Below are 14,009 nucleotides of genomic sequence, written 5' to 3'. Positions count from 1 at the left end.
ACTAGATCATTTTTATAAAAAAAGAAACCTTTTCTAATTAAGAGAAGGTTTCTTTTGTCTGCTCTATTATGTGATTTTATGGTTAGTAACCCACCGCTTTACCTGCGGGGCGACGAACATCATTTGATCCATAAAGATAACCTTCACGCACTGTACCAGAAACTGCGGAATCATTACCTGATGAAGCTGGGATCACCCCTTTTTCTCCGGGGAGTCCGACCATAATAAGTTCAGCCGCTCCCCATGGGGTTTGTTCTACCATTTTATATCCCATTGTAGAGAGCTTTTCTAACGTGTCTTTTGATAATCCTCGTTGCTCATAGTAAACCTCATCGGGTAACCATTGATGGTGAATACGGGGACTATTCACCGCTTCTTGTGGTGGCATACCAAATTCAATGATATTCAGCGCAGTTTGTAAGGTGATGGAGATAATACGAGAACCGCCTGGTGATCCTAAAATAAGGAATGGTTTGCCTTCTTTCGTCACAATCGTTGGGCTCATTGATGACAATGGGCGTTTTAATGGTGCAATGCTATTGCGTTCACCTTGCACTAAACCATAGAGATTTTTTTCGCCGACTTTGGTTGTAAAATCATCCATCTCATTGTTGAGAAAAAAACCAGTTCCGGGAGCAATAACAACGGCACCAAAACGACCATTTATAGTATAAGTGGTTGATACTGCGTTACCTTCTTTATCTATAACTGAGTAGTGTGTAGTTTCTGGGCTTTCATGAGGAGCGATACCCGGTTGTACATTTTCTGATGGTGTGGCTTTATTCGGTTTAATTTGTTGGCGTATTTCTGTGGCGTAAATTTTACTTAATAACTTTTCTGTTGGATTTTTAATAAATTGAGGATCACCAAGAAACGTGTTTCTGTCCATATAAGCATGACGCATTGCTTCCGTTAGAGTATGAACATATTCAGCTGAATTAAAACCCATCGATTTAAGATCGTAACCTTCCAAAATATTCAGTGTTTGGCAGATAGTGACCCCACCTGAACTTGGAGGTGGCGCAGAAATAAACTCATAACCTCGATAAGTACAGGTAATGGGCGGCGTTTCGGTAATAGTGAAGTTTGCAAAATCTTCTTGAGTTAATAGACCATTATGTTGTTTCGACGCTTCTTCAACTTTTCTAGGGATCTCTCCTTGGTAAAATGCTTCAGAACCTTGGTTGGCAATAAGTTCCAATGTATTGGCTAAATCAGTTTGAATTAGGCGATCACCAGGTTGCCAAGGTGTTCCATCGGGTTTTAAGAAGATTTTTGCCGACTCAGGATCTTGTTTGAAGCGTTCTGTTGTTGTTTCTAACACATCAGTATCAGCTCGCGTTAAAATATAGCCTTCTCTTGCAAGTTTAATGGCAGGTGCCATAACATCTTGGCGAGATAACGTACCGTATTTCTCTAATGCTGAATTCAACCCTTTTACTGTACCGGGTACACCTGAGGCGAGATAACCGTATAAGCTGGCATCTTTAATTAAATTACCGTCTTTATCTAAATACATATTTTTAGAGGCAGAGGCAGGTGCGGTTTCTCTAAAATTAATAAAGGTATTGGTACCATCAGCAAGGTGTATTGTCATAAAACCACCGCCACCAATATTACCGCAGCAGGCATTTACAACAGCTTGCGCATAACCAACAGCAACGGCGGCATCAATCGCATTACCTCCTTTTTGTAAAATATCATTTCCTACCTGAGAGGCTAAATGTTGAGAAGAAACCACCATGCCGTGTTGCGCTTCAACAGCAGGCTCATAAGCCGCATAGAGTGCGGGTGAAAAGAGTGTGGTAAGTAAGAGCAGGTGAGTTTTTTTTATAGTAATCATCATTATCTCCGTTAATAACAGGGAGTTATCTTTAATAAAAGCGAATAAAAATAGATATATATACACAATTATTAATGTTAATTAACAATTGCATAACAATAAGTATAGGAGGGTTATTAGTGAGGAGAATTTTTTTTTGATGTGATGATCACAAAACGTTCTTTAAGTTGGAAAATAATAAACTAATGTATAATTTATAAAGGTAATGAGGGGACGTGATAAAGAAATAGATAGGTAAAATAAGAATAAAAAAGCCTGTTTTCACAGGCTCTTAGAAAGATATTAGCTTACTGAGATATTACAGTTTGCCAGAGTTTGCTTTCAGGTATTTAGCCACGCCGTCTGGAGATGCGCCCATACCTTCTTGACCTTTTTCCCACTGTGCAGGGCAAACATCACCGTGCTCTTCGTGGAATTGCAGTGCGTCAACCATACGGATCATTTCATCAATATTACGACCTAATGGTAGATCGTTAACGACTTGGTGACGAACAACGCCTTCTTTGTCAATTAAGAATGAACCACGTAGCGCAACGCCCGCTTCTGGGTGTTCGATACCGTATGCTTTGATGATGTCATGTTTGATATCAGCAACCATTGGGTATCTTACTTCACCGATACCGCCATCATCGATGGCCGTTTTACGCCATGCGTTATGTACGAATTCTGAGTCCATAGAAACGCCGATAATTTCAACACCGCGTTTTTGGAACTCTTCAAAACGGTGATCGAATGCAATCAGTTCTGAAGGGCAAACGAAAGTGAAATCCATTGGCCAGAAGAAAATAACGGCAGGTTTGCCTTTGATAAATGAATGCAGGTTGAAATCATTAACAATTTCACCATTACCTAAAACGGCAGCAGCTGTGAAATCAGGGGCTTTGCGAGTAACCAGAACCATAATGTACTCCTGTAAATTGAAAGAGTTTATACTCGTCATATTTCAAGTTGTAGCGTTGTTGACTGCGTTTATTCGCACTAGTCACATACTTTTGTATGCTCCTAGTGACTCATTCACTTGTCGCCTAGCTACACCTCGAACTATTTAGAGTAATTTAGGGTGTATACCTTGTTTTTAAATGATGCATACAGCATAAATAATCAATCGCTATCGATAAAGTCAAACAGAACAATCTATTTAATAGATTATAGCTATTAACTTAATACAATAAAGTCGGATTATTTATGGCTCCTTGTATGACGTTCATTCTAATCAACTTTGGAAATGAATACTATGTTTGTTAACAAACCGTTACGAATAATATCATAAATGGACTGAGCATCTCTTTGATATATCAAATATAATCCTACAATATGACAAAAGAAATGAAAACTAAAATAAGTAGTTAAAATGTATCAGTCATCAAGTTGGTGATGCTGTGCTCTTTCTAGCAATTGTGGATAAAACTGCCAAAAGATCTTACTTAATTCATCGTAATGTGTTTCGAGTACGATATAAGAGCCCGCTAGTGCACTTAATCGTGGTCTTCTTCTTGCCATGCCTTTCAATGTTTGGGCAATATATGCTTTGTCAGCATACCGAATTAACCAAGATTGTGGCCATAGATACTCATTAAGTTCTTGGAATTTCTCAGGTGTTTGCCATAAATCAGGTTCGATAATATTTCGAACATTGGTGACAAATTTAGCCAACGGTATATTCGGTTCAAATGTTGACCAATTCAAAGAAAGGAAATGATCCCAAAAAACATCTAAAGTAATTGGTGAAACTCGGCGATATTCATCAGGAAATAAAAGACGAGCCTGTTTGACTAATGGGTGAGTATCAGTGAGTACATCAATGCGTCTATGCATACGAATGCCCTCAATAACAGCTTGACTGTAATCAGAGCTAGGCGCGCCTTTAACGTAATCTGCCATCATATTGCCTAATAGAGAGCTTTTTGCTCTAAAGGCGAGATGTAAGTGAGCAAGATAATTCATCTCATCATCATAGCGCCTTTTGAATAAAAAAGGGCTTCTTTCTTGCACTGATAAGCTGGCAGCACTAGACTAGTCCGCCTGTTTTTTATGAAAGTAGTCGTTTAATTATGCGTGTATCAGACTTTACATTTGAATTACCAGAAGCCTTGATTGCTCACTATCCACAACCTCAACGCAGTGGATGTCGTTTGCTCTCTTTAGAAGGGGAGACGGGGGCTTTATCACACGGTATTTTTACCGATGTGTTAGATAAAATAAATGCAGGTGATCTGCTGGTTTTTAATAATACTCGCGTGATCCCTGCGCGTATTTATGGTCGTAAAGCGTCAGGTGGTAAAATCGAAGTGTTAGTTGAGCGTATGCTTGATGAACATCGCGTTCTTGCTCATGTTAGAGCCTCTAAATCACCAAAAGAAGGTGCTGCGCTGGTACTAGGTGAAGATGAAAGTGTACAAGCAACGATGGTTGCGCGTCATGATACACTTTTTGAAATTCGCTTTGATGATGAAAGGGATGTTCTTACTATTCTGAATAGCATTGGGCATATGCCTTTACCTCCTTATATTGATCGTCCTGATGAAGAGTCTGATAAAGAACTTTATCAAACGGTCTATAATGAGCGTCCTGGTGCGGTTGCAGCACCTACGGCAGGGTTACACTTTGATGAACCCTTACTTCAAGCCTTAAAAGAAAAAGGCGTTGAGATGGCATTTGTCACACTGCATGTGGGGGCGGGGACGTTCCAACCTGTGCGTGTTGATAATATCGAAGAACACACAATGCATTCTGAATACGCAGAAGTGCCACAAGATGTGGTTGATGCTGTATTAGCATGTAAAGCACGTGCAATCGCGTGATTGCAGTGGGAACAACTTCTGTTCGTTCGTTAGAAAGTGCGGCAAAGGCAACAAACGATGCGTTAATTGCACCTTTCTTTGATGATACTCAAATCTTTATTTATCCAGGTTATCAATATCAAATTATTGATGCATTGATTACGAATTTCCATTTGCCAGAATCGACTTTAATCATGCTGGTTTCTGCTTTTGCTGGATATAAAAATACCATGAATGCTTATAAAGAAGCGGTTGAGCAAAAGTATCGCTTCTTCAGCTATGGCGATGCGATGTTTATTACGCGTAATCCTTTAGCTATCAATGAAAAAGTAGGACAAGAATAAAGATTTATTATTCTTTTTAACGTTTTTCTTCGTTTTATGAATTGTTATTTCAATTTTGTTGTTTGATCTCTTTGACTAAGCATGGGTTTTTGTTGAAGTAACATATACAGCCGTCTAACAAATGATTAGAATGTGCTGTTTTTTATTGCGCATTGGACTGTTTTTCTGATGCTTGGAGGATGAGTGAAATACGAATTAGATAAAACCGACGGTAATGCTCGCCGCGGCCGCCTTATTTTTGAACGTGGTGTTGTTGAAACACCTGCCTTTATGCCAGTGGGGACTTACGGCACAGTAAAAGGAATGACACCTGAAGAAGTGAAAGCAACGGGTGCACAAATTCTTTTAGGTAACACCTTCCATTTATGGTTACGTCCAGGTCAAGAAATCATGAAGTTACACGGTGATTTACATGATTTTATGCAATGGCAAGGCCCGATTTTAACGGACTCTGGCGGTTTTCAAGTCTTTAGTTTAGGCGCAATGCGTAAAATTAAAGAGGAAGGGGTTCATTTCCGTAATCCTATTAATGGTGAAAAGATTTTCTTAAGCCCAGAAAAATCAATGGAAATCCAATACGATTTAGGCTCTGACATTGTGATGATTTTTGATGAGTGTACGCCATATCCTTCAGATTGGGATTATGCGAAAAACTCAATGGAGATGTCATTACGTTGGGCTAAACGTAGTCGTGCACGCTTTGATGAACTCAATAACAAAAATTCATTATTCGGTATTATTCAAGGCGGTGTTTACGAAGATTTACGTGATATCTCAGTAAAAGGGCTAGTCGAAATTGGTTTTGACGGTTACGCTGTCGGCGGACTTGCAGTCGGTGAGCCTAAAGAAGATATGCATCGTATTTTAGAACATGTCTGCCCGCAAATTCCTGCGAATAAACCGCGTTATTTAATGGGTGTGGGTAAACCAGAAGATTTAGTTGAAGGTGTTCGTCGTGGCATTGATATGTTTGACTGTGTGATGCCAACACGAAATGCACGTAATGGCCATCTTTTTGTAACCGATGGTGTCATTAAAATTCGTAATGCGAAACATCGCTCTGATACATCAACACTTGATGAACATTGTGACTGCTATACCTGTAAAAATTATAGCCGTGCTTATTTACATCATCTTGATCGTTGTAACGAAATTTTAGGTGCAAGGCTGAACACTATCCACAACTTGCGTTATTATCAGCGTTTGATGGCTGAAATTCGTCAGTCTATTGAAGATTCACGTTTTGAAGAGTTTGTACACGAATTCTACGAACGTATTGGAAAACCTGTTCCACCGCTAAATGGCAGTGCGACTAAGTGTGAATAATGTATACGAGAAAGCCCAATTCTGTGTATGATATTGGGCTTATAACTTGAATATCGTCGATATCGACAACAATGAGGAAAAGTGAATGAGTTTTTTCATTTCTGATGCTGTTGCTTCTGCTGGACAAGCAGCACCTGAAGCTAGCTTTATGTCTATTTTACCGATGTTAGTGATCTTTATTCTGATTTTCTATTTTATGATCCTACGTCCACAGCAAAAACGTACTAAAGAACACCGTAAACTGATGGATTCTATTGGTAAAGGTGATGAAGTTTTAACGACGGGTGGTTTAATTGGTCGTGTTGTTAAGGTTTCAGATAACGGCTATATCGTTGTTGCTCTGAATGAAACAACTGAAGTAACTATCAAACGTGACTTTGTTGCCGCTGTATTACCGAAAGGCACAATGAAAGCTATTTAATAACATTTCCCCAAAGGGAAAAGGGAACTGCCGTGCTAAACCGTTATCCTTTGTGGAAGTACCTGATGTTGATAGCCGCTATCCTCATCGGTCTGCTTTACGCACTTCCTAACCTATATGGTGAGGATCCGGCTGTTCAAATCACTGGCGTGCGGGGAACCGCCGCCAATGAGCAAACACTGGATCAAGTTCGATCTTTATTAGATAAAGAAAAAATTGAAGCGAAATCTATTGCACTTGAAAATGGTGCGATTTTGGCTCGTTTCGGTAACCCTGATATTCAGTTACGTGCTCGTGAAGTGTTGTTGCCTGCCTTAGGCGACCAGTTCATTGTTGCACTTAACCTTGCACCGGCAACACCAAAATGGTTAGAAGCCATTGGCGGTGAGCCGATGAAACTGGGATTAGACTTACGTGGTGGTGTTCACTTCTTGATGGAAGTGGATATGGAAACCGCGTTAGGTAAACTTCAGGAACAAAATGTTGAAAGTCTACGTACATTATTACGTGACGAAGGCATTCCGTATTCATCTATCCGTAAAACTGATAACTATGGTGTTGAAATCCGTTTTCGTAATGCGGATGATCGCTCTAAAGCTTCAGATTACCTAACTCGTCGTAATCAGGATCTCATTTTTAGAGATGGCGCAAATAACTCATTAAGAGCTATTTTTACTGACGAACGTTTACGTGATGCGCGTACATATGCTGTACAGCAAAACATCACTATCTTACGTAATCGTGTTAACCAGTTAGGTGTTGCTGAGCCATTAGTTCAACGTCAAGGCGCTGACCGAATTGTTGTTGAATTACCGGGTATCCAAGATACCGCTCGTGCCAAAGAAATCTTAGGTGCGACAGCAACATTAGAATTCCGTTTAGTCAATACCACCATTGATCCTTCTGCTTTAGAAACAGGTCGTATTCCGGGCGACTCAGAAGTGAAATATACCCGTGAAGGTAGACCAACAATTCTTTATAAACGCGTTATTTTAACCGGTGACCACATTACAGATTCAACCTCTCAGGCTGATGAATATGGTCAACCTCAAGTGAATATTTCACTTGATAGCGCGGGTGGTTCTATCATGTCTAACTTTACGAAAGATAACGTCGGTAAACCGATGGCAACACTGTTCGTAGAGTATAAAGACAGCGGTAAACGCGATGAGAATGACCGTGCCATATTGGTTAAAAGCGAAGAGGTCATCAACGTTGCGAATATTCAGAGTCGTTTAGGAAATAGCTTCCGTATTACGGGTATTTCAAATGCGAATGAAGCACGCCAGTTATCTCTGTTATTACGTGCAGGTGCGTTGATTGCACCTATTCAAATCGTGGAAGAAAGGACGATTGGTCCAACTTTGGGTCTGCAAAATATTACCCAAGGTTTAGAAGCTTGTTTATGGGGTCTGATTGCGTCTGTTGCCTTTATGATAATTTATTATCGTAAATTTGGTGTGATTGCGAGTACCGCATTAATGGCAAACTTAGTGTTAATCGTTGGGGTAATGTCACTATTACCGGGCGCAACACTGACCATGCCGGGTATTGCGGGTATCGTCTTAACACTTGCCGTCGCTGTCGATGCCAACGTACTGATAAACGAACGTATTAAAGAAGAATTACGTAATGGTCGATCAGTACAACAAGCCATCCATGAAGGTTATAAAGGTGCCTTCTCCAGTATTATTGATGCGAACTTAACCACATTAATTACAGCTGTGATCCTTTATGCAGTCGGTACCGGCTCCATTAAAGGCTTTGCTATCACAACGGCAATCGGGGTTGCAACATCCATGTTTACCGCTATCGTCGGTACTCGTGCGATTGTAAACCTGCTGTATGGTGGTAAACGCGTTAAGAAACTGTCTATTTAAGGAGCACGTTGTGGCACAGGATTATACTGTTGAACAATTAAACCATGGTCGTAGAGTCATTGACTTTATGCGTTGGGACAACGTCGCCTTTAGTATTTCGTTTCTGCTTTTGATAGCATCAATCGCTATCATTTCCGTGAAAGGATTTAACTGGGGACTGGATTTTACAGGTGGTACAGTAATTGAGATCAATCTCAGTCAACCAGCCGACCTTGATAAAATGCGTGATAGCCTAGATACAGCGGGCTTTAAAGATCCTCTGTTACAAAACTTTGGTAGCAGTCGCGATATTATGGTGCGAATGCCTCCTGTTGAAGGACAGGCGGGTCAAGAATTAGGTAAGAAAGTTATCGATGTTATCAATGCTGAAGTTGATAACGATGCGGTGGTAAAACGTATTGAGTTTGTTGGGCCGAGCGTGGGGAGTGAATTGGCTCAAACAGGTGCAATGGCGTTGTTATCAGCACTTATCTGTATTCTTATCTATGTTGGATTCCGTTTTGAATGGCGTTTGGCGTTAGGCGCGGTTATTGCGCTTGCGCATGACGTAGTGATCACACTGGGTGTACTCTCACTATTCCACATAGAAGTTGACTTAACCATTGTGGCGTCATTGATGTCTGTTATCGGTTACTCACTGAATGATAGTATTGTTGTATCTGACCGTATTCGTGAGAATTTCCGTAAAATTCGTCGAGGAACATCATATGAAATTATGAACGTTTCTCTTACACAGACATTAAGCCGTACCATCATGACATCAGCAACAACATTATTAGTTGTATTAATGCTGTATATCTTTGGTGGTTCAATGCTACAAGGCTTCTCTTTAGTTATGTTAATCGGTGTTTCAATCGGTACTATTTCTTCTATTTATGTGGCTTCTGCATTAGCACTGAAAATGGGAATGAAACGTGAACACTTGATTGTACAAAAAGTAGAAAAAGAGGGTGCCGATCAGACAACTAATCTAATGAAAGAAAAGAGTAATCTTATTCTATTCAATAAAGTGTATTCTCCAGCACCAGTAACCATTCTTTCTGTACCAATTTCACTCTCAAATATAGGGTTAGAACAATTACAAGATAAAAATCATTACGCTGACAATATTGTTTCCCTCGCAAATCATGCTGGATTTAAAACATATTGGCTAAGTAACCAAGGTGAAGGCAATCAAAAAACCAGTGTTATTTCTGTCATTGCTAATATGGCCCAAAATAAAAAGTGGAATGAATTTATCGGTTATGATGAGGAGCTACTACCTTATTTAGATAAAGCTCTCAATGAGCCATCTACACAGAAAAAATTAATCATCTTACATACATATGGTAGTCATGAGCCGGCCTGTAATCGATTTCCAAGTCAGTATTTGAAAAAGTTTACACAAGAAGATGATGATAACTGCTATGACAGCTCTATCGCATATACAGATAAATTAATTAATGACATCATCGAGAGAGTGAAAGATAAACCAGCCACTGTTCTCTACTTTGCAGATCACGCTTTACAGCGTCTCGATAAAAATAGAGAGGTTCGTTATCATCATGGTGTCAATACACCACGAAAAGAAGCGTATGACATCCCCTTGTTCATTTGGTATAGCCCATCATCTATTAAACCTATTATCAATAATGACGTTTTAAATAAGCCTTATTCTACGGTAAATAACTATTGGTTACTCAGTAGTTGGCTTGGAATAGAACATCATTCTCCTCAAAAATGTCACTCACCATTAAATGAGTGCTATCGTCCGAAAGCATCAATCACCGTTATTGATGGTAATAAAAATTTGTTAAATTATAATAACTTGAGATCAGAGCAACAAGAGCCACAATAATATGTGGCTCATTATAAACAACAATTAACGGTCTTCAATTACAACATAAATGGCATTTAAAGATCCGTGAACACCAACAACTTTAATTAACTCAATATCAGAGGTACAACTAGGACCACTGATAATATTAATACAAGAAGGCATTCTAATATCACATTCAGCCATTTGATGTAGCTTCTCTGCTAACTGTGCAACTCGGGGTAAAATGGTACTGCGTTTAATAACAAAAATCGTGGTTTCTGGTATTAAGCTAACACTACGTCCTTTATCTGCCCCTGAAAATAAAACCACCCCTCCCGATTCTGCTAGCCCATATTCAGCAAATACAATTCCAACCTTAGCCCGCTTAACTAATTCAATATTTTTTTCACCGAGATGGTGATCCCAAATTTGCACTTCACAATGCAGTGATAATAAATCGATAGCACCACTCTCTTTTAAACGCAGATCTCCTGTTAAAATAACAGGTTCGCCATACTTCTCAGTCAGTGTAAGTAAGGTGTGAGATAATGCATCTTGTGTTGTAAGTTCATAACGACTTCCTGCTAACTTAGCGGTGTTAAGAAAATACTGGTAGCAATCTTCTTCTGATAGATCAGTTAATCGTTCTTCAGGATACATATTAACGGGTACAGGCAATACTTCAGGATTAGTTTTTAATGGTCTACCTAATTGAGAAGCAAGATGAGATAAAAAAGCTTCTTTGTTATTATTCATTGCTTATTTCTCCTCTTTTTGATGTTTTTTTAAACCAGCTACGAAAACTTTCTCCATCACCTTCAGGGAGATCTCTTGCTTCAGTCCACGCTTTTAACGCTCCAATATTTAATGGTACTTTGCCATCTTTAATAAACCATTTCGCTGCATGAGCACCTACATTCATCCCTACTTTCCATAATGCAGGATGACGATTAACATAATTAAAGATATCGGTAATAGTACGTTCTGTTTTTGGGGTAATACCTTCTGTAACCATAACCGCTCTGTGTTTTTTAATGAGACCTGATAATGGTATTTTTACAGGACATACAGAGTCACATGCTGTACATAATGAACAAACATAAGGCAAGTATTTAAAATCTTTATATCCGCCTAAAAGCGGAGTTAAAACAGCGCCAACAGGGCCTGGATAAATAGAACCATAACCTTGTCCACCAATATGTCGATAGGCAGGACAAGTATTCATGCAAGCACCACAACGAATACAACGTAAAATATCTTTAAATTCAGAGCCAATGATTTTTGAACGCCCATTATCAACAATAACAAGATGAAAATCTTCTGGGCCATCTACGTTGTCATTTTCTCTAGGACCTGTGAGCCAAGTGTTATACCCCGTTAAACGCAACCCTACAGCGCTACGCGCTAACATAGTAATCAAGATATCAACTTCTTTAAATGTAGGAGCAATACGTTCCATTCCCATTACCGCTATATGAGTTTTAGGTAATGTGGTACTTAATCTAGCGTTACCTTCATTCGTTACTAGACAGATAGAACCCGTCTCAGCAACAGCAAAATTACACCCAGTGATCCCAATATCTGCCGTAAAAAAATCATCCCGTATATTTTGGCGAACAAAACGAGTCATCTCTTCTGGTGTATCAGAGCCGTTATAACCCAGCTTATCGTGAAATATTTGTCGTATTTGCTCTCTATTTTTATGAATAGCAGGCACAACAACATGAGAAGGTGCATCTTTTGCTTGTTGTAGAATAAATTCAGCTAAATCGGTTTCAATAACATTAATACCAGCATCTTCTAATGCTTTATTCATGCCTATTTCTTCTGTCACCATTGATTTAGCTTTAACAATCTTCTTTGCTTTTTTCTCTTTCGCAACATTTAATATATATTGTGTTGCTTCTTCTTTTGTTTGAGCAAAAAATACATGGCCACCATGTTGTTCAATTTTTTCAGATAGCTGATATAGATAGGCATCTAGATTTGCCAATACATGATCACGAATTTGAGCTGCTCTATCACGCCAATCTTCCCAATGACCGAGTTCATCCACCATTTTTTGGCGATTACGTCCTATGGTCTCTTGAGCATTAGCAACTGCTTTTTGCATCACTTCATCATGGACTTGGCGATTAATTAAATCCTTGAAGGGAATAGTACTTGTTCTTAACGACATAATTCCTCCTCATGGCTCATTAATACCTGAGCAATATGTAATACTTTGACAGGATGACCTTCCCGTTCTAAACGCCCACCAATATTTAATAAGCAACTTACATCAGCACCAATTAAATAATCAGGCTTAACTTCCATAATATGGTGTACTTTTTCTTTCACCATTTCACCAGAGATCTCTGCCATTTTTACAGAGAATGTTCCCCCAAACCCACAACACGTTTCCATGTCCGTAAAAGGTAATAACTCAAGCCCTTTGACATGACGTAACAAAATAAGAGGTTCTTCTTTAACGCCCATTTTACGAAATAGGCTACAAGAAGGATGATAAACCGCTTTACCATTAAGGCTTGCACCGACATCAACAATGTCTAATTGCTTTACGATAAAAGAAGTTAAATCAAACATTCTATTAGCAACTCTTTCAGCACGTAATGCCCATTCAGGCTCATCAGCAAGATATTTGGCATAACCTTTTATTGCATAAGTACAAGAACCAGCGGGGGATATGATAGGGAATTCATTAGCTTCAAATGTCTCAATTAACATTTTCATGGCCAGTTTTGCATTTTGAATATAACCACTATTAATTGCTGGTTGACCGCAACACCCTTGTTTTTCCAGAAAATGAATTCGACAACCTAACTTTTCTAACAGCAATACACTGTCTTTCGCCATCTGGGATTTCAGAGCATCCCCCGATACAAGTTACATAGAAATTAACATCCACGCTTATGCTCCTATTACTCATCATTTGCAAAACAACACACTGACTCAAACCGTTAGTTTATTATTTTAATTTGTATGACAATTAATACTGGCACAAAAAAAGCTGTTAAATATATGTTTAATTCTGTGTTTTTTTATAACTTGGTATGTTTAAAATGCGGGTAAATGTTAAATATAAAGATTTATAAATTGTTATTTATAATAAAAACAACTTATTATAGAATGATGAATAGCTAAACTATCAGTATAAAATTTTTTAAATTCATAAATAATAAACGCAAAAAAGCCAACCCATTGGGTTGGCTTTCTCGTCTTATTTAATGCCTGGCAGTTCCCTACTCTCACATGGGGAGACCCCACACTACCATCGGCGCTACAACGTTTCACTTCTGAGTTCGGCATGGGATCAGGTGGGACCGTTGCGCTATGGCCGCCAAGCAAATTCTGTTTTATTACCCGTCACTCACCTTTTTAGCGGTTCGTCACCAGTAATATCAATCTTAAACAAGCTTACTTCATCGTTTCGTCTCTCTGACAAAACACCTTCGGTGTGTCAGGTTAAGCCTCACGGTTCATTAGTACTGGTTAGCTCAACGTATCGCTACGCTTACACACCCAGCCTATCAACGTCTTAGTCTTAAACGTTCCTTTAGGTCACTCAAGGTGACAGGGAAGACTCATCTCGAGGCAAGTTTCCCGCTTAGATGCTT

Annotated in this window: 9 protein-coding genes, 2 rRNA genes and 3 pseudogenes; 6 read left to right on the top strand and 8 right to left on the bottom strand. The window is 39.1% G+C overall.

Annotated elements, in window-relative coordinates; all coding sequences use genetic code 11:
* Nucleotides 1-82 precede the first annotated feature (82 nt).
* The 3 genes from ggt to BHE89_RS19540 form a co-directional block, all read right to left on the bottom strand.
* A complete protein-coding gene (gene ggt, locus BHE89_RS19550; protein WP_171729929.1) occupies nt 83-1,843 on the bottom strand; it encodes a gamma-glutamyltransferase in 1,761 nt (586 codons plus the stop codon).
* Nucleotides 1,844-2,141: 298 nt separating this feature from the next.
* Complete coding sequence (locus tag BHE89_RS19545) at nt 2,142-2,744, bottom strand: peroxiredoxin C (protein WP_004247207.1); 603 nt, start codon at nt 2,742-2,744, stop codon at nt 2,142-2,144.
* 455 nt (nt 2,745-3,199) lie between these two features.
* Complete coding sequence (locus BHE89_RS19540; RefSeq protein WP_069368735.1) at nt 3,200-3,787, bottom strand: acyl carrier protein phosphodiesterase; 588 nt, start codon at nt 3,785-3,787, stop codon at nt 3,200-3,202.
* Nucleotides 3,788-3,894: 107 nt separating this feature from the next.
* Between BHE89_RS19540 and queA the strand changes: the two are divergent.
* The 6 genes and pseudogenes from queA (at nt 3,895) to BHE89_RS24450 (ending at nt 10,431) form a co-directional block, all read left to right on the top strand.
* A pseudogene (gene queA / locus BHE89_RS19535) lies at nt 3,895-4,967 on the top strand (tRNA preQ1(34) S-adenosylmethionine ribosyltransferase-isomerase QueA).
* A 183-nt stretch (nt 4,968-5,150) separates the two neighbouring features.
* On the top strand, nt 5,151-6,293 hold the full coding sequence (gene tgt, locus BHE89_RS19530) for a tRNA guanosine(34) transglycosylase Tgt (RefSeq protein WP_036911729.1): 1,143 nt from the start codon (nt 5,151-5,153) through the stop codon (nt 6,291-6,293).
* Nucleotides 6,294-6,378: 85 nt separating this feature from the next.
* Nucleotides 6,379-6,714: a preprotein translocase subunit YajC gene (gene yajC, locus BHE89_RS19525; RefSeq protein WP_006535133.1), complete on the top strand. Its 336-nt coding sequence runs from the start codon at nt 6,379-6,381 to the stop codon at nt 6,712-6,714.
* Between the two features lie 32 nt (nt 6,715-6,746).
* Complete coding sequence (secD, locus tag BHE89_RS19520) at nt 6,747-8,594, top strand: protein translocase subunit SecD (protein ID WP_074454090.1); 1,848 nt, start codon at nt 6,747-6,749, stop codon at nt 8,592-8,594.
* A gap of 10 nt (nt 8,595-8,604) precedes the next feature.
* A pseudogene (gene secF / locus BHE89_RS24455) lies at nt 8,605-9,567 on the top strand (protein translocase subunit SecF); the annotation flags it as partial.
* Nucleotides 9,568-10,431, top strand: coding sequence for a phosphoethanolamine transferase (locus tag BHE89_RS24450; RefSeq protein WP_458694248.1), 864 nt, complete (start codon nt 9,568-9,570; stop codon nt 10,429-10,431).
* A 24-nt stretch (nt 10,432-10,455) separates the two neighbouring features.
* Here BHE89_RS24450 and BHE89_RS19510 read toward each other — a convergent pair whose 3' ends face one another.
* The 5 genes and pseudogenes from BHE89_RS19510 to BHE89_RS19490 all read right to left on the bottom strand — a co-directional run.
* The gene (locus BHE89_RS19510; RefSeq protein WP_069369414.1) at nt 10,456-11,148 is read right to left on the bottom strand and encodes a LutC/YkgG family protein; all 693 of its coding nucleotides are present in this window, start codon (nt 11,146-11,148) and stop codon (nt 10,456-10,458) included.
* Nucleotides 11,141-12,571, bottom strand: coding sequence for a LutB/LldF family L-lactate oxidation iron-sulfur protein (locus BHE89_RS19505; RefSeq protein WP_128860741.1), 1,431 nt, complete (start codon nt 12,569-12,571; stop codon nt 11,141-11,143). The genes BHE89_RS19510 and BHE89_RS19505 overlap by 8 nt, the downstream gene beginning before the upstream one ends.
* A pseudogene (locus BHE89_RS19500) lies at nt 12,562-13,300 on the bottom strand ((Fe-S)-binding protein). Before BHE89_RS19500 ends, BHE89_RS19505 begins: the two are co-directional and overlap by 10 nt.
* Nucleotides 13,301-13,621: 321 nt before the next feature.
* A 5S ribosomal RNA gene (gene rrf / locus BHE89_RS19495) occupies nt 13,622-13,737 on the bottom strand.
* Between the two features lie 116 nt (nt 13,738-13,853).
* A 23S ribosomal RNA gene (locus BHE89_RS19490) occupies nt 13,854-14,009 on the bottom strand; the annotation flags it as partial.

The organism is Shigella sp. FC1967 (assembly GCF_001743005.1).
Classification (GTDB): domain Bacteria; phylum Pseudomonadota; class Gammaproteobacteria; order Enterobacterales; family Enterobacteriaceae; genus Proteus.
Note: the sequence above shows the minus strand (reverse complement) of the source record. Positions and strands in the feature narration are given on the sequence as shown.

Excerpts from the sequence above, each read along its gene's own strand:
- ggt (WP_171729929.1), bottom strand. The coding sequence starts at position 1,843 with ATGATTACTATAAAAAAAACTCACCTGCTCTTACTTACCACACTCTTT.
- BHE89_RS19545 (WP_004247207.1), bottom strand. The coding sequence starts at position 2,744 with ATGGTTCTGGTTACTCGCAAAGCCCCTGATTTCACAGCTGCTGCCGTT.
- BHE89_RS19540 (WP_069368735.1), bottom strand. The coding sequence starts at position 3,787 with ATGAATTATCTTGCTCACTTACATCTCGCCTTTAGAGCAAAAAGCTCT.
- yajC (WP_006535133.1), top strand. The coding sequence starts at position 6,379 with ATGAGTTTTTTCATTTCTGATGCTGTTGCTTCTGCTGGACAAGCAGCA.
- BHE89_RS24450 (WP_458694248.1), top strand. The coding sequence starts at position 9,568 with ATGAAAGAAAAGAGTAATCTTATTCTATTCAATAAAGTGTATTCTCCA.
- BHE89_RS19510 (WP_069369414.1), bottom strand. The coding sequence starts at position 11,148 with ATGAATAATAACAAAGAAGCTTTTTTATCTCATCTTGCTTCTCAATTA.
- BHE89_RS19505 (WP_128860741.1), bottom strand. The coding sequence starts at position 12,571 with ATGTCGTTAAGAACAAGTACTATTCCCTTCAAGGATTTAATTAATCGC.